Source organism: Ureibacillus suwonensis (assembly GCF_042655065.1).
GTDB lineage: Bacteria > Bacillota > Bacilli > Bacillales_A > Planococcaceae > Ureibacillus > Ureibacillus suwonensis.
Map to the genome: position 1 here is coordinate 26,665 of NZ_JBHSNQ010000075.1, position 17,374 is coordinate 44,038.

Genomic DNA, 17,374 nt, shown 5'->3' on the forward strand with positions numbered 1-17,374 from the left:
GAGGGCATTTTATGACAAAACCCTTGGATGTCAACCGGGAAATACCCATTGTGAAAAAAGCGGTGAGTCCATATCCATTGAAGGAATCGGCTATTGTGAAATGGTCGCTGATCGCCATTTCATTACTGTATATCAGCCTTTTTTTAATTCTTCCATTGATTTCGATTTTTGTGACCGCATTTGAAAAAGGCTGGGAAACTTATGTAGCTTCCATCGTCCATCCGGATGCGCTGGCAGCGATTAAATTGACCATTACAGTGGCGCTCATTGTCGTTCCATTGAACGCAATTTTTGGCATTGCCGCTGCATGGGCGATCACGAAATTTTCCTTCAAGGGAAAAAATCTTTTAATTACACTCATTGATATGCCCTTTGCCGTTTCCCCCGTCATTGCAGGGCTGATTTTTATTTTGCTATTTGGGGCGCAAGGATTGTTCGGTGATTGGCTGTTTGAACATGATATTAAAATCGTCTTTGCGTTGCCGGGGATTATCCTTGCCACATTGTTTGTCACATTCCCTTTCGTTGCAAGGGAGTTGATTCCTCTCATGCAAACACAAGGGATTACGGAAGAAGAAGCTTCCATTTCATTGGGCGCAAGCGGATGGAAAACTTTCCTCCATGTCACATTGCCGAACATTAAATGGGGATTATTGTACGGCCTGATTTTATGTAATGCCCGTGCCATCGGAGAGTTCGGCGCTGTTTCAGTCGTATCGGGGCATATTCGTGGACAGACGAATACGATGCCGTTACATATCGAAATTTTATATAACGAATACCAGTTTACCGCCGCTTTTGCCGTAGCTTCTTTAATGTCAATTTTAGCGATCATCACGATTATCATTAAAAACATCGTTTCATGGAAAGCGAAAGATATATAGGGGGATTCTTATGGGGATTCAAATCAAAAATGTATCAAAAGCCTTTGGTTCCTTTCAGGCTTTGAAAGATATTTCAATTGATATCAAATCGGGGGAATTGATTGCATTACTGGGCCCATCCGGATCCGGGAAAACGACGCTGTTGCGCATTCTTGCAGGACTGGAGGGGCTGGATGAAGGAACAATTTTATTCGATGGGGAGAACATTACCGATGTCAGCCCGAAAGAGCGGAAAGTGGGCTTTGTGTTTCAACATTACGCTTTGTTCCGGCACATGACGGTATTTGAAAATGTGGCTTACGGGTTAAAAGTCCGTCCAAGAAAGACACGTCCCTCAAAACAGGAAATCAAGAGAAAAGTCAATGAGTTGTTGAAACTGGTGAAACTGGAAAATTTCCATGATCGCTACCCTTCCCAACTTTCAGGTGGTCAACGTCAAAGAGTCGCATTGGCAAGAGCTCTTGCGGTGGAACCGAAAGTGCTATTGCTTGATGAACCGTTTGGCGCGTTGGATGCAAAGGTGCGGAAGGAGCTGCGCAGATGGCTGCGTCAGTTGCACAATGAGTTTCATGTGACAAGCATTTTTGTTACCCATGATCAGGAAGAAGCGCTGGATGTGGCGGACCGCATCATCGTGATGAACAACGGGAAAATCGAACAAATCGGCACTCCGGATGAAGTGTATGAAAATCCGAAAAGTCCGTTTGTATATGATTTCTTGGGAAATGTGAACATCTTCAGAGGCCGTTTGCACAATGGAAAGTTGAGACAAGGCCAATTTGAAATTAACGCTCCCCATTATTTGGATTCACATGATGAAGCCGTTGGATACGTTCGTCCTCACGACATCCAAATCGAGAAGGAAAAAGTGGATAATGAAACCGTTGCAGCGAAAATCACTTTTATCCACATTGTTGGACCAACCGCACGAATCGAATTGAAAAGGGAAGATAACGGAGAATATTTGGAGGCGGAATTGCCGAAGGAACAATATAAAAACTTGAATATTCAAAAAGGCGATGTTGTATATGTCCGGCCAAAACAATTGAAAGTGTTCATACCGGAAGATTTTTCTATTTAGCTTTATATCAAACCATTGAAGGAAGCGGTGAAAATGAATCGAGCAAATCAAACGATCCGAAATGAAAGAGATCAACAGTTGGTAGAGTATGCGGAACGTGTCGCCGAGCAGATTGGCGAAACTGCGGGGCAATATGATGAAACGGGGGAGTTTCCCTTTGAACATTTTGAGATTTTGAAAAAAGAAGGCTATTTGAAATTGGTCATTCCAAAAGAATATGGCGGCGATGAATTATCTTTATACGAGATATTACTCGTTCAGGAACGGTTGGCAAAAGCGTCCGGTTCCACAGCTCTTGCAGTAGGCTGGCATCTGATGACATTTTTTAGCCTGCGATATTTTAGACCGTGGAAAGAAGAAATTTTTGCTAAATTGTGCAGAGCGGCAGTGGAAGAAGGTCTGGTCTTGAATGTCTATGCCACTGAAAGGGCGGCTGGAAATATTGTCAGAGGATCAAACCCATCGACCATCGCAAGGAAGGTGCAAGGCGGATATGTCATTAATGGTAGAAAGGCATTTGCTACCCTTGCGCCGATAGTAAAACATTTTACGGTCCTGGCATATGTGGAAGAAGAAGATAAAGTCGCCGAATTTTTAATCGAAAAAAATGACTCCGTGGAAATCATTGATACGTGGAATGTTCTTGGCATGAGAGGAACCGGAAGCATGGATATCCAGTTAAATAATGTTTTTGTTCCGGATGAAGCCTTGCTTGCATATTCGGAAAAGGGAAAACCGAACCGTTTCATTGGTTATAGCAGCGCATACACATTGCAATTGCCTGCGATTTATTTGGGAATTGCAACCGCGGCAAGAGATTTCATCTTAAAATATGTCCATGAAAAATATTCTCCCAGTTTAGGGGGATATATCTTTGAAGCGCCCCATGTCCAACAAAAAATAGGGGAAATTGAAGCGCTGATTGCAGCTTCAAGGTTCATTTTATATAGTATCGCGGAAAAGTGGGACAAAAATGAGCACCTCCGGGATCAGCTAAGCAATGAAGTCGCCATCACCAAATATACGGTATGCAATCATGCCAAAAAAATAGTGGAGTTGGCCATGCAAATTGCGGGAGGACATTCATTGTCCAAAGACATTCCTCTGGAAAGATATTTCAGAGATGTTCAGTGCGGGGCCTTCAATCCGCCATTGGATGATATGGTGATCAGGCAAATTGCGAACGCAGCAATACAGGATTACCAAAATTCAAATAAAACAAAGGAATTGGTATAAAGGAGAATGATAGATGACAAATCAAAAACGTATGCTTTTAGGATCATTTTTTCAAACCTTTCTAGGACATCATTTGGCTGCATGGCGATATCCTGAAACAAAAACGGAAGAGGTGACAAGCCTTTCTCTTTATAAGGAAATCGCAGAGCTTTCTGAAAAAGGAAAATTCGATATTATCTTTTTGGCCGATGTATTGGCGCATAATGAAGAAGATATTGCCTATACGCCTCAAATCCGGTTGGAAGCAACAACAATGATGGCTTCGCTCGCTTCAATTACAAAAAATATTGGATTAGTAGCGACACTATCCACTACGTTTACCCATCCTTTTAATGTGGCAAGACAGTTCGCTACGATTGATCATATGAGCGGCGGCCGGGCGGCATGGAACATTGTGACGACCGCCCATGATCATGAAGCGGCAAATTTCGGATTGGAAGAACAATTGGATCATTCCATTCGGTATGAACGGGCCGATGAGTTTGTCGAAGTGACGAAAAAGTTATGGGACAGTTGGGAAAAAGATACCCTTTTATTTGACCGGGAAAATGGCATTTTTTTGGATGAAAAGAAAATTCACCCAATCTATCATGAAGGAAAGTATTTTAAAGTGAGGGGTCCTATTAATATTCCAAGACCGCCGCAAGGGTATCCACTTTTGGTAACAGCCAGCGCTTCTGACAAAGGCCGGGAATTCGCCGTTAAGCATGCGGATATTTTATTTACTCTTGCACCTTCCACTGTGGAGGAAGGAAAAGCGGTTTATCAAACTATTAAACGGAAAGTGGCAGTTTACGGACGCAATCCGGAGCATTTCAAAATTATGCCGGGAATCGTTCCGTTTGTTGGAAAAACCGAGAAAGAAGCAATCGAAAAGTTCGAGCATTTCCAGGAACTGATTCTTCCACAGTTGGGGATTGGCTGGTTATCCCGGTATGTTGACCATGACTTATCCCAATATTCACCTGATGATCCGATGCCGGAATTAAAAGAGGTGGACCAGGTGAATGGGGAAAAAGGAAGATTTAAATTATTATCCGATTTGGCAAGGGAAAGAAATTATACCATTAAAGAATTGGCCCGTTATTTCGTAGCGACGCAAGGCCATTTGTTTGTAGTCGGTTCAGGGGAACAAGTTGCGGATACACTAAGCGACTGGTACTTGAATGGGGCTGCGGACGGCTTCAATATCAAATTCCCTTATTTCCCTGGGGGCATAAAAGATTTTGTGGACTATGCAATTCCGGTTTTACAAGAGCGGGGGCTCGTCCAAACGGAGTATGCGGACGGGACTTTACGGGAAAAATTGGGATTGGATTATCCGAGTCTATCAACAGTAAACGTATAAATTTTTTATAAAACCTACTATTTCTATTTAATTAGTTTAATAAGTGGGAAGGGGGTATACAGTTCGTGCAAGTATTGGAAGAAACGAAGAAACCCGATCAAATATTAGCGCCCATTAAAATTGAAGTAAAGAATGTAAATTTTGGTTATGGGGAAACAGAAATATTAAAAGATATCAATTTGCAAGTAAGAGAAGGGGAATTCATTGTATTGATGGGGCCGAGCGGTTCAGGAAAGAGCACCTTTCTGCGATTGCTTACCAATCTTGAAAAACCGACATCCGGTGAGATTTTGATCGATCATCTGAAATTGACGAAAGAAATACCTGATTTAGCAGTGGTGTTCCAGGATTACTCCCTTTTCCCCTGGCTGACGGCCGAGGAAAATATTGTGCTCGCTTTAAAGAAGAAGTGGAAAGGAAAAAAATCGAAAAAAGAACTGTTTGAATTGGCGGAGCAGTATTTGGCCTTGGTTCAGTTGGGGCATGCAGCCAAGAAATATCCGGGTGAAATGTCCGGGGGGATGCGGCAGCGGGCGGCCATAGCAAGGGCATTATCCATGGGGGCGGATTTGCTGGTGATGGATGAACCTTTTGGTGCATTGGACCCCATTACAAGAATTCAGTTGCAAGAACTTGTTTTACAAATTAACCAAACGCAAAAGAAAACCGTTATTTTTGTAACACATGACGCGGAAGAAGCCATTATGTTGGCGGATCGGATTGTCATGTTTTCACCTGGCCCTCCAGGTAAGATTTTGGAGTGTATCGATGTTCCATTCGAAAAACCGAGAAAACGGGACGAGCTATTTGAAAGTACCGAATTTACCGAATTCCGCGATTATTTATTAAATGTAATGAATAAAGGAATCTTTGAAAAATTGAGTCAAAGTGAAGTGGTAAAGGATGGAGGAGGAATCTGAATGAAATCCCATTATAGGCAATTCCTGATAATAGTGATGGTATTTACATTCTCAGTAATTTTGGCAGCATGCGGATCCAAACAAAATGCAAATGAAACGGAAAGCACAACAGGCAGCAACGATGATAAACAATACCACTTAAAAGTCGGATATTTAAAAATGAATGGAGCTCCATTAGCGGACATTGCCATTTATGAAGGATTTTTTGAAGAAGAGAATTTGGAAGTTGAGCTGGTTCCATTTAATGCTTCGACAGACGGCATCAATGCATTGCAAACAAATAAAATTGATATTGGTTTAACCTTTGGAACAACGACTCCATTAGCATTTATCGCAAAAGGGGCGGACTTGAACATTATCGGAGGTCATATGGAGGGAGGACATCCCGTTTATGTACCGAAAGAAGATGCCGATCAATATAAAACGTTTGCCGATTTCAAAGGAAAAACGATTGGTACAGTCAGACTCAGCGTACCGGATATTATATTTAAAAATGCTTTATTAAATGCCGGTTTGGATATTGAAAAAGACGTGAAGTTTGTTGAATTTAAATCAAATGCCAATCTGATTGAAGCGGCAGCTGCCCGTAAAGTGGATGCGGCATTTTCACTTTCCGGATTTTTAACGCAAGCAACGGAAGCGGGTTTGGTACCTTTTGCGTGGAGCAATGATGTACAGCCTGGACATGTATGCTGCCGGGTAGTGACGCACGGGGATTACACAGAAGATCAACAAATCGCATTCAAAAAATTCTTAAAAGGATTAATCAAAGCGGAACGAGTAAAGCTGGAAAATCCGCAAATTGCCGTGGAGGCTTCCAAAGAACGCTTTAATTTGCCGGATGAACAAGTGAATGAAATTGTCAACGAAGAACACTTAATCAACTCGGCGGATCCCCATAAGCATCAGGTGGAAGAATTGTGGAAACAAATGAAAGGTCTCGGCTACATTGAAGGCGAAGCCCAAAATATCGATTTGAATAAACATTTTAATCTGAAATTCTATGAGGAAGCCTTGGAGGAATTAATCGCGGAAAATCCGGATGATGAATATTATCAACAAGTGTTGGAACGTTATAAACAACAAAATTTATGATAATGGGGTGGATTGATGAAAAGACACCTAAAACATTACTCGATTACGCTGGCCATTTTTCTGGCATTAATTTTGATATGGGTATATATGACAGGATTCAGCAATTTGCTAAATCCTGTCATATTTCCTCCAATTACAGCGATTGCGGGCGCTTTTGCGGATGCCTTTGATGAGATGGTGAAAGGATTCGCGAGTTCCATGGGGCTGTTGGTGCCCGCCCTCGCTTTGGCATTGATTTTAGGAATCGGTGGAGGAGTCTTTTTCGGACTCCGGCCCAATGCCCGGGAAATCTTTTCCCCTTTCTTCCATATTTTAAGCCCCCTTCCGCCAACGTTGTTTATTCCATACGCCATCGCATTATTGCCGACGTTTAAAACGGCTTCCATCGCGATTTTGTTTATAGGGGCGTTCTGGCCGATATTTCTCGGAACCATCCAGGGAGTCGTGCTTATTGATAAACATTATTGGGATAACGCGAAGATGATCGGATTGAAAGGGAAAGATTTCATTTGGAAATTTGTTTTGCCGGCAAGCGCCCCATATATTTTAAGCAGTACAGGAACGGCGCTCACATTGTCTTTTATCGTTTTGATCATGGCGGAAATGTTTGGCGCCCAATCAGGAATGGGGCATTTTGTATTGTACTATACAGACTTTTCCCAATATGATTATGTGTTGGCGGGCATTATATTTAATGCGGTCATTATTCTGACGATTATTCTTGCATTTGAAAAAATAAAGAAGCGGATTTTATTCTGGATGAATTTCAAAAGCGAGTAATCGTTTTTGAATGGAGTAAGTTAAACTGAAGATCCCTATTTCTTGCTTCGGAATAGGGATTTTTAATAAAGTCATCAAATTTGGGAAAGGCGAGTTACTACATGTTGGAGTGAAGCGGATGGCCAAATCGATCAAGAGTGGATTGAAAAAGTCGGGTTATTTAATTCCATTAGTTTTGATCAGTTATTTTGTGTATATTCATTTTTTTCATGATGCGGAAAACAATCAGACGAAAGGCGCAGCCATAGCACCCGAATTCACATTAAAAGACCTCGATGGGAATATCCACAGCCTTTCAGATTATTCAGGAAGCGGAGTGGTCGTCAATTTTTGGGCCACTTATTGCCCTCCATGTCAAAAGGAAATGCCAACGATTGAAAAAGCATATCAAGAATTTCAAGATCAAGGCATTGAAGTGCTGGCTATTAATGTTGGAGAACCTGCGCTTTTCGTCCATTCATTTATCTCCAAAAATAATGTAAGTTTTCCAATTTTATTGGATCGTGACGAACAAGTGTCCAAAACATATGGGGTATTAAATTTGCCAATTACATTATTTATTAAAGATGGAGAAATCATGGAAGAAATCAATGGAGAATTGACGGAACAAACATTGCGAGACAATATGGAGAAAATGATAACCAAGTAAAATAAAAGAAATGGGGATTTATTGTCCCTGCTTAAACATTGGATATCAAATGCGGAAAATTTTTTATTTTAAAAACCTATAAAACACACTTGACTACTCGGAAATTATGTATTATATTGTAAAAAATGAATCATTTAGTCCGACTAGATATACTAGAGGCCGTCTAAATAGTAACCACTATTTAGGGGGCTTAATTTTTTAACATCTTCAATGGAGGGTGCAAATGAACGCATTAAGTCATCCAAGGGAAAGATTTATCGTTGGCCAAGTGAAAAAAGGAAAGCAACTTGGAAAACAATTGGGTTTTCCAACGGCGAACTTAAATACATTAGGAGAAATAAAGTTGGAGGGGGGTGTCTATGGAGTCTTCATATACATTGAAAAAAGAAAATATGCAGGAATCATGAACATTGGCACTCGCCCGACATTTAATGATGGAAATCATCAAACGGTAGAAGTCCACATTTTTGATTTTCATGAAAATTTATATGGCAAATATCTCACGGTGGAACCCGCCTTTTTTGTCAGAAAGGAAAAAAAGTTTAATGGCATCGAAGAATTGAGCGGTCAAATTGAAAAGGATGTATTATATGCTCGTTCCCAATTTCAATCATTCAATGGGGAGGGTGGTGGCCATGAAAAAATACAACGAACTACTGCATTTGCCTGATTTACAGTTTTCCCAATATTGTGAACAGCAATTTTCCGTTAATAAAGGAATTTATAATACAATCGATCAATGGTTTTATCGAAAAGGCATCATCAATATTTTGGCAAGAAGAGAAAAAATTTTGCTGTTCATGCTTTATAGCTGTTCAACCAAAGAAAAGGTCAAATTTGGACCGGGTGGTTTGACGAAAGCTTTAGAAGATTTTTGGCAACATCAGCGTTTTACGAACAAATTATACACGCTTAATACTTAGTATTTTTATAAGATATATAAGATAAAAACCGGTAGGAAAAAAAGGATTATCGGGTTATCCACATTTAGAAGAAGCTTGCACGACTGCAGAACGTTTATTTCCTAAACGGCTTGCAAAGAGAAAGGAAAATAGGTGACATCGCACTTTCTTTGGCCCCCATGGAGGAGACATTCAAACATCTGCAGTCAATGTTGATTGAGATTTCATTTTAGGAGGAATTGATTATGGTGAAAAAAGCAGTGATTATTAATGGCAGCAATAAAAAGTCATCCCGTTTGACAGGAATTCATGAGTATGTGGAAAATTATCTGACGAAAGGGAATATTCAAACAAACTCCATTTATGTTCATGAATTGCCGGCGCAAGATTTAATTCTTATCAATTTTGCAAGTGAAGAAATTCAAAAAGCCAACAAACTTGTTGAAGAAGCTGATATTGTCGTTATTTTAACACCGATCTTTAAAGCTTCTTATACAGGAATCTTAAAAACATATTTGGATTTGATTCCGCAAAATGGATTGGAAAATAAAACGGTGATCCCAATTGCAATAGGCGGTTCCTTTGGCCATTTGCTTTCCATTGAATATGCGTTAAAACCGGTCATTTCTGTTCTTGGCGCAACTGAAATATTGAAATCCGTATTTGTATTGGATCAGCAAGTGGAACGATTGGATAACGGTAAATATCAAATCGCTGATGAAGCCATTCGCCGCTTGGATGACCAATTGCAGAAAGTTACGGATCGGGCCCTCATTACTCAATAATTTTATGAGTAGTGTAAATTCGTAATATATTGCCAGGATCGCATTTTGTGTCTTCAACCCTTTTATGACAAATACTCTTACATCCCCTTTTTTTCAGGAAAAGTTCGGTTACGTATCGCGTAATCGAACTTTTTTGTATAATCGTTTATACTTTTTTATATATGTAAAAATGAGATAAAATGGAGAGGAAGAAATGATTAAAATTGGTCTTACTGGATGGGGGGACCATCCTTCCCTTTATCGGGAAAATTCCGCGAAGAAAGATAAACTCTTTGATTATAGCGGCCATTTTCCAATCGTTGAGGTCGATACATCCTTCTATGCCATTCCATCGGTGAAAAACGTTGAAAAATGGGTGGAAGAAACGCCGGAAAATTTTCAATTTATCGTCAAGGCGTATCAAGGGATGACCGGCCATAAGAGAGATGAGCTTCCTTATCAGGACCAAAGGGAAATGTTTGAAGCATTCCGACAGTGTGCCAATGCTTTTCAAAAGTTCAATAAATTGGGGATGATTCTTGCCCAATTTCCGCCATGGTTTGATTGCACTTCTCAAAATGTAAAGTATCTTTTGTATATAAAAAAGCAATTGGAGGAGTTCCCAATCGCCATTGAATTCCGCAATCAGACCTGGTTTCAGCAGGGCAGGGAAGAGGCGACGATCCAATTTTTGAGGGAGAATGGCTTCATCCATACCGTCTGCGATGAACCGCAGGCAGGTATCGGTTCGGTGCCGTTTGTTCCGAAAGCGACGAACAAGAAAGCATTGGTGCGTCTTCACGGGAGAAATGTTTTTGGATGGAGAAATAATGGTGCACCCAACTGGAGAGAAGTACGCTTTCTATATGACTATAGCATAGCGGAATTGGAAGAATTGGCAACATCCATTAGAGAATTGGAAGCGGATGCGGAAGAAGTGTACGTGCTGTTTAACAACAATTCCGGACACCATGCCGCAAATAACGCCAAATCGCTTCAGGAAATATTAAAGATAGAATATGAGGGGCTTGCACCGAAACAATTAAATCTTTTCGAAGGGGAATTTTAATGGAATATTTGCTTCTCGCAGTCATTGCGCTTTGTGCCGGAATACTGGGATCGCTTGTCGGATTGGGTGGGGGAGTCATTCTGATCCCGGCAACGTTGTATTTCGGAATCAATTTGAATTTTTTCCCGGACATTACGCCACAGCGGGTTGTCGGTTTATCCGTCATAATGATGATTTTTATCGGGTTATCATCAACGATTTCCTACATGAGATCAAAGCAGGTGGATTTCGTCAGCGGATTGATTTTTTTTATCGGAAGCGCGCCCGGGGCGGTTTTGGGGGCATGGTTGAACAAGGGATTGAATATTGATTCATTTAATCTGTATTTCGGTATTTTATTGATCGTTTTGTCAGCGATATTATTTGTTCGGGACAAATTGAAACCGATTCACTGGTTTCTTGAACACGGGTTAAAAAGAAGTTTTACCGATCGCCAAGGGCAAACTTTTGAATACGGATACCCGATATGGTTTGCATTTGTCTTTTCTTTTTTTGTCGGAATGATTTCGGGTTTATTCGGCATTGGCGGGGGATCATTAATGGTTCCGGCAATGGTGATGTTGTTCCGTTTCCCGCCGCATGTTGCAGTCGCGACGTCCATGTTTATGGTGTTTTTGACATCCATTGTTAATTCCTTGAGCCATATTTATTTGGGGAATGTTCCATGGCATTATACCGTTCCTGTCATTATCGGAGCTTATGTCGGAGCAAAATTGGGATCGGCTTTAAACAAACGGCTGAAATCAAAAACGGTTGTGCTTGTGTTGCAAATCGTTATGGTGTTGATCGGCGTCCGTTCTATAATAGAAGGGCTAGTTTAATGTTGAGAGATGGTGAGCAGTTTGCTTGAAACGATTCATTTTTATCATACCAATGACATACATAGCCATTTCGAATATTGGCTGCGTTCACAATATTTCATTCGCAACGAGCGTCTTGCTTATGCCGAAAAAGGGGAGCCCAGTTTTTTATTCGATATTGGCGACCATTTGGACCGTTCCAATATTTATACGGAAGCGACAATCGGTATGGGGAATGTAAAGTTATTGAATGAAGCCGGGTATGATGTGGTGACGATCGGCAATAATGAAGGGATCACATTGGCTTTTGAGGAGCTTTATCATCTATATGATGAAGCGGATTTCGAGGTGGTCGTCGCCAATTTGCAGGCGGCAAACCGGGAGAATCCCAAGTGGCTGAAACCTTATACCATTTTAAGGACGAAATACGGTACAAAAATTGGCGTGATTGGTGCCACAGCTTTTTATGAATTATTTTATCGAGAGCTTCATTGGGATATTACGGAGCCGAGAAATGAGATTAAAGCGGTTGCCAAAGAATTGAGAAAAGAAGTGGATATTCTGTTGTGCCTGTCCCATTTGGGGATTACGGAAGATGAATTATTGGCTCAGGAATGCCCCGAATTGGATGTGATTTTTGGCGCCCACACCCATCATTTTTTGGAAGAAGGAAAATGGGTGAATGGAGTATTGCTCACAGGCTGCGGAAAATTCGGGGCCTATACTGGGCATTTAATGATCCAATTTGATCATGAACGGAAAAAAATCATCCGCAAAGAAGAAATGGTGATTGATAATGCGTTGTTGCCGGAAATCGAGGGGGAATTGGAGTTTCTTGAACAGTTGGCCAAGACGGGAAAAGAGTTGATGGACGAAACCATTTTCCAATCGGCGAAAAGTTATAATAAGGAATGGTTCCATCATTCCCAGATTTCCAGGCTTTTTGCGAAAGCGGTATTGGAACATACGGGTGCCGATTGTGCGATGTTCAACGCGGGCATCTTTTTGGATGGCTTGAAAAAAGGGAATGTGAGCAAATATGATATTCACCGGATTTTGCCTCATCCAATCAATTTGTGTGTGGTGGAATTGACAGGCCGTCAGCTGAAAGAAGTGTATCTGCAGGCGAAAAATGAAGAGTGGTCGCAGCTTGAACTGAAGGGGCTGGGCTTTAGAGGATTAATTTTCGGCAAGATTTTGACCTATGAATTTTCGGTCAATCAAAATCGCGAATTGATCGTACGTGGGGAAATTTGCGATTTGAATAAAACTTATCAATTGGCGACCCTTGATATGTTCACCTTTGGCTATTTCTTCCCTAATTTCAAATATGCAAAAAAGAAATATTATTTGCCTTACTTTCTGAGGGATGTGCTCATCGAGTATTGTAAACGGCATCTCTAAAGAAATTGGCGTTCCGATGTTTGGATCATATAATGTTTTGTTCAAAGAGCGCAAAGAATGGGTGTTTGAATAGTCATCTTCTCCTGGTCATAAAATTTGCTAGGAGGAGATTTTTTGTTTTCACGAAGACCTCGCAGAATGATGTTCAGGGCGCCGAAAAGAAGGAAAAGATCGAACCGTTTCGCTCTATTTCTGATGAGTTTTGTTCTCACGTTGGTATTATTTTTATATTTTTTAAATTCCCGTTTAATGCCTATATACTTGGATTATGCTGAAGTGCAGACGAGGAAGATCGCTTCCCATGTCGTCAGCAAAGCGATTAATGCCAGAACATCGAGCGTGTTGGACATCAACGAGATTATAGAAGATTTGCCGACCGAATCCGATTATATGCTGACGACAAAATTCAATACCGAAATCATCAACCAGGTCCGTGCGGAAACGACCACCCTCGTGAAAGAACATCTTGAAATGGCGGAAAAGGGAGACTTATCCCAACTTCCCGACTTGGATAATGTGGAATATGATGTGGATGAAATTCAAAAAGGGGATGGAATCGTATTCCTTGTGCCGATCGCCCAGGCATTGAATTTGCCTCTTTTGGGCAACTTGGGGCCAAAAGTGCCTATCCGATTCCATATCATTGGAAATGTGGCAAGCGATGTTTCCACTAAGATTACAGAGTTCGGAATTAATAATGCGCTTGTAGAAATCAGCATTAATTTTAAAGTGAATGTTCAAATCATTGTTCCATTCGCCAGCAAAACGACAACGGTGGAACAATCCATCCCGGTGGCCATTGGATTGACGAGAAGCCAAGTGCCGAATATTTATACAAACGGTGGAGATGGGGCGCAACCTTCTGTAGAAGTGCCGGTTCCATATGAATAATAAGAATTTTTTCTCGGACTTGCGATATTGTCAGTTGTTGCAAAACCATTATCATGTTATATTGACAAGTAGTAGGTAAAACCATTTTTTCTTCATGGATAGGGGCTGATACAAAGTGAGCGGAAAAGAAATTTTGAGAAAACCCGAATGGTTGAAAATAAAGCTTAATACGAATGAAGAATATAGAGATTTAAAAAAGTTGATGCGGGAAAAAAACTTGCATACCGTTTGTGAAGAAGCCCGCTGCCCCAACATTCATGAATGTTGGGGAGAAAGAAGGACGGCTACGATGATGATCCTGGGTTCTGTTTGCACCCGCGCCTGCCGATTCTGTGCGGTGAAGACGGGGCTTCCTACAGAGCTGGATTTGGAAGAGCCGGAACGTGTGGCTGATTCCGTGAAAATTATGAACTTAAAACACGTGGTGATTACAATGGTGGCCCGGGACGATCTGAAAGACGGCGGGGCCGGCATCATGGCCGAAACGATTCGTGCGATTCGCCGCAAATCGCCACAAACATCCATTGAAGTACTTCCTTCCGATTTAGGCGGAAAGGAAGAGAATTTGCAAATCCTTATGGAAGCAAGACCAGATATATTGAACCATAATATTGAAACAGTCAGAAGACTTACCCCACGGGTGCGTGCCCGCGCCACGTATGACCGTTCGCTGGAATTTTTGCGCAGAGCGAAAGAAATGCAACCGGATATCCCGACAAAATCTTCCTTAATGATCGGTCTCGGTGAAACGTGGGATGAAATTTTGGAAGTTATGGATGATTTGCGGGCGAACAATGTGGATATCATGACGATCGGCCAATATTTGCAGCCGACGAAAAAACATTTGCCTGTAAAAAAATACTATACGCCATTGGAATTCGGAAAGCTCCGAAAAATAGCCATGGAAAAAGGCTTCAAACATTGCGAAGCGGGTCCATTGGTTCGAAGCAGTTATCATGCGGATGAACAAGTGAATGAAGCAACGAAAACTCGACAACTCCAAGCCGAAATGTAAGCGTCTTGGAATTGGAGGTGTATGGATGATATTGGTCGATGGGATTGCTTATGAATTGATCGAGAATTATCGTGACGGATTCCAAGGGGAAGCCTTCGTGAACCGTTATACGGATGTATTGGCAAAGTACGATTATATTGTCGGCGATTGGGGATATGGCCAGTTAAGACTGAAGGGGTTTTTTGATGACCGCAATCAAAAATCCACTTATGACAATAAAATAAGCACTGTGCAAGATTATTTATTCGAGTATTGCAATTTTGGCTGTGCTTATTTCATTTTGAAGAAAATTGGCCGTGTGCCGCAAGAGAAGCATGTATCAGCTCCAAATGGACATTCTTACGATAAGCGATCATAAAACCAACAGGCCATCTCCAAATCGGGAGATGGCCTGTTTATTATGATAATAATTCCATTAAATATTCTCTCAAGTCTTCAGCTTCTTCTTCCGTTTTATTAAAAACATATTCCAAATAGCCGGGCTCTTCCAAATCGTCGGGTCCGATGATGGCAAAGCGGCTGGATTGCATATCCAAAACGAGCACTTTTCCATAGAATTTTGTGGATTGGACAATGGCCAAATCATAGCGCAAACTTCTGCCGGTAAAGCTGACGAACCGTGTTTTTGTATCTTCCACATCATCATATAAGAAAAAACGTTCCATCGCAGTTTTGTTCTCCTTCCAATACTACACAATATGTTACTATAGAAACGAGACATCAATCAACTTTTCGAATTGGAGGCATTTGTCATGTATTTCGTAGACCGAAAAAAAATCACAAGCACATTAAAATATTTGGATGAAATCATCTCCATTTTTGAACAAAAGCAGGACTGGCTAAAAGATGATATAACAAAATTGGCGTTGGAGCGCATCGCCCATAATGCCATCGAATCGGTTATCGATGTCGGAAACTTGATGATCGACGGATTTATCATGAGAGATCCGGGAAGCTATGATGATATCATTGACATTTTAATCGATGAGAAAGTGATCGCCGCAGAGAAAGAAAAACCGTTCAAAGAGTTGATCAGTTTGCGCAAAAACCTCGTCCGTGAATTTATACAAGTGGATATTGAGAAAGTGTACGAGGTATTGAAAAATACAGTGCCGTATTTAAAAACTTTTTCAGGGGAAGTCACTCAATATTTGGAAAATGAACTGGGACCCGTTTCGGCATTCTTACCGGAGGATCATGAATGAAACGGTATCGGGCTTTCTGTTTTGATTTGGATGGCACCATTTACCGTGGCAAGAAAGCCATCCCGAGTGCGGTAGATTTTATTCATCAATTACAAAAAAAGCGGTTGGACGTCTTTTTTGTAACGAATAACTCTTCGAAAACGCCGTCCCAAATTAAAGAAACGCTCCGGCAATTCGGGGTGGATGCTTCAGAAAAACAAATCTATTCAAGCGCCTTAGTGACCGCCAAATATGTGAGGGAACATTTCGGGAAGGCGAAAGTGTTTGTCATTGGACAGGATGGCATCCGCCATGCCTTCAAGCAGCAGAATATTGCGGTGGTGGAAGAGCAACCCGATGTGGTGGTGATGGGCATTGACCGGGAAATTACTTATGACAAGCTGACCAAGGCTTGTCTTGCGGTACAAAATGGAGCCGCATTAATTGGGACAAATGAGGATATCCGGTTTCCGACGGAGGAAGGATTCCACCCGGGAAACGGATCGTTTGTCAAGCTTGTCAGCCAAGTGTGCAATGTGGAGCCGGTTTTTATGGGGAAGCCGTCGCCGGTGATGCTCGACATGATCCGGCAGGAATACGGGTATGCGAAAGAAGAGATGCTGATGATTGGAGACAATTACGATACGGATATTTTATGCGGAATCCGTTTCGGTTGTGATACCGTCCATGTCAATACCGGGGTTGTGAGAACGGAGACCGTGAAAGAAAAAGAGCTGCAACCGACTTATGTTGTAGACGATTTAAGCGGTTTGGAGATTTAGAAAAACATAAAGGGGCTGTCCATTTTCAAAACAGCCCCCCATTTATTGCATTAAAAAAGCGGATTTTCTTCAATATGTTGATATATTTTTTTGGTCAATTCTTCAGGTGTATCAGCTTCGACTATATCTCCATTCACGAGCGCATACAATTTTTCGGCGCATCGTGAACAATAACTTAAGCAACCATATTCAAGCACATCGATATTCGGATCGTTTTCCAAAACATCATAAGTTTCTTGCGATCCCATGGCCAAGTTGGAAATGCAAAATTCAACCAGCGGATTCACTTCTGTTCACCTCACTCAAAGAAATCCTACTCTGAATTTTCTTATTCGTCAATAAAATCAGATTTTGTGAAATCATTCACAAAAAATATTGTGAAACTCCTCACAATGTTATATACTATTGGTTGTGTAGAAAATGTGAACTTTTTGGACAAAATAAGGTAGTGTCAAAAAATCTATGAAAACTTAGTTTTGGAGGGATGTGATCTAGCGAAACTAGAGGAAATGCCGCCGCAATCGCTCTTGACAAACACGTCAATGGTTTGATTTCGAACCAACAAGGGCG

General features: G+C 41.2%; 21 protein-coding genes. 19 read left to right on the forward strand and 2 right to left on the reverse strand.

Going from position 1 to position 17,374, the window contains the following annotated elements:
* The first annotated feature begins 11 nt into the window (after window positions 1–11).
* The 17 genes from cysW to ACFPOH_RS08910 all read left to right on the forward strand — a co-directional run bounded on the left by cysW (window position 12) and on the right by ACFPOH_RS08910 (window position 15,196).
* Complete coding sequence (gene cysW, locus ACFPOH_RS08830; RefSeq protein WP_342468797.1) at window positions 12–884, forward strand: sulfate ABC transporter permease subunit CysW; 873 nt, start codon at window positions 12–14, stop codon at window positions 882–884.
* A 10-nt stretch (window positions 885–894) separates the two neighbouring features.
* A complete protein-coding gene (locus tag ACFPOH_RS08835) occupies window positions 895–1,965 on the forward strand; it encodes a sulfate/molybdate ABC transporter ATP-binding protein (protein ID WP_342468798.1) in 1,071 nt (356 codons plus the stop codon).
* A 33-nt stretch (window positions 1,966–1,998) separates the two neighbouring features.
* Window positions 1,999–3,201 (forward strand): acyl-CoA dehydrogenase family protein, encoded by a 1,203-nt coding sequence (locus tag ACFPOH_RS08840; RefSeq protein ID WP_342468799.1) that lies wholly within the window; start codon window positions 1,999–2,001, stop codon window positions 3,199–3,201.
* 13 nt (window positions 3,202–3,214) lie between these two features.
* On the forward strand, window positions 3,215–4,549 hold the full coding sequence (locus ACFPOH_RS08845) for an LLM class flavin-dependent oxidoreductase (RefSeq protein ID WP_390309429.1): 1,335 nt from the start codon (window positions 3,215–3,217) through the stop codon (window positions 4,547–4,549).
* A 65-nt stretch (window positions 4,550–4,614) separates the two neighbouring features.
* On the forward strand, window positions 4,615–5,469 hold the full coding sequence (locus tag ACFPOH_RS08850; RefSeq protein ID WP_390309430.1) for an ABC transporter ATP-binding protein: 855 nt from the start codon (window positions 4,615–4,617) through the stop codon (window positions 5,467–5,469).
* Window positions 5,470–6,564 carry an ABC transporter substrate-binding protein gene (locus ACFPOH_RS08855; protein ID WP_390309431.1) on the forward strand — a complete coding sequence of 365 codons (1,095 nt, stop codon included), beginning with the start codon at window positions 5,470–5,472 and terminating at the stop codon, window positions 6,562–6,564.
* A 15-nt stretch (window positions 6,565–6,579) separates the two neighbouring features.
* Window positions 6,580–7,344 carry an ABC transporter permease gene (locus ACFPOH_RS08860; RefSeq protein ID WP_342468803.1) on the forward strand — a complete coding sequence of 255 codons (765 nt, stop codon included), beginning with the start codon at window positions 6,580–6,582 and terminating at the stop codon, window positions 7,342–7,344.
* A 118-nt stretch (window positions 7,345–7,462) separates the two neighbouring features.
* Complete coding sequence (resA, locus tag ACFPOH_RS08865; RefSeq protein ID WP_342468804.1) at window positions 7,463–7,993, forward strand: thiol-disulfide oxidoreductase ResA; 531 nt, start codon at window positions 7,463–7,465, stop codon at window positions 7,991–7,993.
* Between the two features lie 223 nt (window positions 7,994–8,216).
* Window positions 8,217–8,663 (forward strand): riboflavin kinase, encoded by a 447-nt coding sequence (locus ACFPOH_RS08870; RefSeq protein WP_342468805.1) that lies wholly within the window; start codon window positions 8,217–8,219, stop codon window positions 8,661–8,663.
* Window positions 8,629–8,916 (forward strand): hypothetical protein, encoded by a 288-nt coding sequence (locus ACFPOH_RS08875; RefSeq protein WP_342468806.1) that lies wholly within the window; start codon window positions 8,629–8,631, stop codon window positions 8,914–8,916. Before ACFPOH_RS08870 ends, ACFPOH_RS08875 begins: the two co-directional genes overlap by 35 nt.
* A 224-nt stretch (window positions 8,917–9,140) precedes the next feature.
* The gene (gene ssuE / locus ACFPOH_RS08880; protein WP_342468807.1) at window positions 9,141–9,680 is read left to right on the forward strand and encodes an NADPH-dependent FMN reductase; all 540 of its coding nucleotides are present in this window, start codon (window positions 9,141–9,143) and stop codon (window positions 9,678–9,680) included.
* Between the two features lie 193 nt (window positions 9,681–9,873).
* Entirely contained in the window at window positions 9,874–10,728 is an 855-nt protein-coding gene (locus ACFPOH_RS08885; protein ID WP_390309432.1) for a DUF72 domain-containing protein, read from the forward strand.
* The gene (locus tag ACFPOH_RS08890; protein ID WP_342468809.1) at window positions 10,728–11,549 is read left to right on the forward strand and encodes a sulfite exporter TauE/SafE family protein; all 822 of its coding nucleotides are present in this window, start codon (window positions 10,728–10,730) and stop codon (window positions 11,547–11,549) included. The genes ACFPOH_RS08885 and ACFPOH_RS08890 overlap by 1 nt, the downstream gene beginning before the upstream one ends.
* 21 nt (window positions 11,550–11,570) lie before the next feature.
* On the forward strand, window positions 11,571–12,932 hold the full coding sequence (locus ACFPOH_RS08895) for a bifunctional metallophosphatase/5'-nucleotidase (RefSeq protein ID WP_390309434.1): 1,362 nt from the start codon (window positions 11,571–11,573) through the stop codon (window positions 12,930–12,932).
* A 138-nt stretch (window positions 12,933–13,070) separates the two neighbouring features.
* Complete coding sequence (gene yunB, locus ACFPOH_RS08900) at window positions 13,071–13,823, forward strand: sporulation protein YunB (protein ID WP_342581823.1); 753 nt, start codon at window positions 13,071–13,073, stop codon at window positions 13,821–13,823.
* A gap of 115 nt (window positions 13,824–13,938) precedes the next feature.
* Entirely contained in the window at window positions 13,939–14,838 is a 900-nt protein-coding gene (gene lipA / locus ACFPOH_RS08905) for a lipoyl synthase (protein WP_342468812.1), read from the forward strand.
* Window positions 14,839–14,863: 25 nt separating this feature from the next.
* Window positions 14,864–15,196 (forward strand): YutD family protein, encoded by a 333-nt coding sequence (locus ACFPOH_RS08910; RefSeq protein ID WP_342581701.1) that lies wholly within the window; start codon window positions 14,864–14,866, stop codon window positions 15,194–15,196.
* A gap of 40 nt (window positions 15,197–15,236) precedes the next feature.
* Here the strand turns inward: ACFPOH_RS08910 and ACFPOH_RS08915 are convergent, their stop codons facing one another.
* Window positions 15,237–15,503 carry a DUF3055 domain-containing protein gene (locus ACFPOH_RS08915; protein ID WP_342468814.1) on the reverse strand — a complete coding sequence of 89 codons (267 nt, stop codon included), beginning with the start codon at window positions 15,501–15,503 and terminating at the stop codon, window positions 15,237–15,239.
* A gap of 87 nt (window positions 15,504–15,590) precedes the next feature.
* On the opposite strand from ACFPOH_RS08915, the gene ACFPOH_RS08920 reads away from it, so the two are divergent.
* Both ACFPOH_RS08920 and ACFPOH_RS08925 read left to right on the forward strand, forming a co-directional pair.
* Window positions 15,591–16,043 (forward strand): DUF86 domain-containing protein, encoded by a 453-nt coding sequence (locus ACFPOH_RS08920; protein ID WP_342468815.1) that lies wholly within the window; start codon window positions 15,591–15,593, stop codon window positions 16,041–16,043.
* A complete protein-coding gene (locus ACFPOH_RS08925) occupies window positions 16,040–16,804 on the forward strand; it encodes a TIGR01457 family HAD-type hydrolase (RefSeq protein WP_342581700.1) in 765 nt (254 codons plus the stop codon). The genes ACFPOH_RS08920 and ACFPOH_RS08925 overlap by 4 nt, the downstream gene beginning before the upstream one ends.
* Window positions 16,805–16,854: 50 nt before the next feature.
* Here ACFPOH_RS08925 and ACFPOH_RS08930 read toward each other — a convergent pair whose 3' ends face one another.
* Window positions 16,855–17,091, reverse strand: coding sequence for a YuzB family protein (locus tag ACFPOH_RS08930; protein WP_342468817.1), 237 nt, complete (start codon window positions 17,089–17,091; stop codon window positions 16,855–16,857).
* Window positions 17,092–17,374: the final 283 nt, after the last annotated feature.

Excerpts from the sequence above, each read along its gene's own strand:
- cysW (WP_342468797.1), top strand. The coding sequence starts at position 12 with ATGACAAAACCCTTGGATGTCAACCGGGAAATACCCATTGTGAAAAAA.
- ACFPOH_RS08835 (WP_342468798.1), top strand. The coding sequence starts at position 895 with ATGGGGATTCAAATCAAAAATGTATCAAAAGCCTTTGGTTCCTTTCAG.
- ACFPOH_RS08840 (WP_342468799.1), top strand. The coding sequence starts at position 1,999 with ATGAATCGAGCAAATCAAACGATCCGAAATGAAAGAGATCAACAGTTG.
- ACFPOH_RS08845 (WP_390309429.1), top strand. The coding sequence starts at position 3,215 with ATGACAAATCAAAAACGTATGCTTTTAGGATCATTTTTTCAAACCTTT.
- ACFPOH_RS08855 (WP_390309431.1), top strand. The coding sequence starts at position 5,470 with ATGAAATCCCATTATAGGCAATTCCTGATAATAGTGATGGTATTTACA.
- ACFPOH_RS08860 (WP_342468803.1), top strand. The coding sequence starts at position 6,580 with ATGAAAAGACACCTAAAACATTACTCGATTACGCTGGCCATTTTTCTG.
- resA (WP_342468804.1), top strand. The coding sequence starts at position 7,463 with ATGGCCAAATCGATCAAGAGTGGATTGAAAAAGTCGGGTTATTTAATT.
- ACFPOH_RS08870 (WP_342468805.1), top strand. The coding sequence starts at position 8,217 with ATGAACGCATTAAGTCATCCAAGGGAAAGATTTATCGTTGGCCAAGTG.
- ACFPOH_RS08875 (WP_342468806.1), top strand. The coding sequence starts at position 8,629 with ATGAAAAAATACAACGAACTACTGCATTTGCCTGATTTACAGTTTTCC.
- ssuE (WP_342468807.1), top strand. The coding sequence starts at position 9,141 with ATGGTGAAAAAAGCAGTGATTATTAATGGCAGCAATAAAAAGTCATCC.
- ACFPOH_RS08885 (WP_390309432.1), top strand. The coding sequence starts at position 9,874 with ATGATTAAAATTGGTCTTACTGGATGGGGGGACCATCCTTCCCTTTAT.
- ACFPOH_RS08890 (WP_342468809.1), top strand. The coding sequence starts at position 10,728 with ATGGAATATTTGCTTCTCGCAGTCATTGCGCTTTGTGCCGGAATACTG.
- yunB (WP_342581823.1), top strand. The coding sequence starts at position 13,071 with ATGATGTTCAGGGCGCCGAAAAGAAGGAAAAGATCGAACCGTTTCGCT.
- ACFPOH_RS08910 (WP_342581701.1), top strand. The coding sequence starts at position 14,864 with ATGATATTGGTCGATGGGATTGCTTATGAATTGATCGAGAATTATCGT.
- ACFPOH_RS08915 (WP_342468814.1), bottom strand. The coding sequence starts at position 15,503 with ATGGAACGTTTTTTCTTATATGATGATGTGGAAGATACAAAAACACGG.
- ACFPOH_RS08920 (WP_342468815.1), top strand. The coding sequence starts at position 15,591 with ATGTATTTCGTAGACCGAAAAAAAATCACAAGCACATTAAAATATTTG.
- ACFPOH_RS08925 (WP_342581700.1), top strand. The coding sequence starts at position 16,040 with ATGAAACGGTATCGGGCTTTCTGTTTTGATTTGGATGGCACCATTTAC.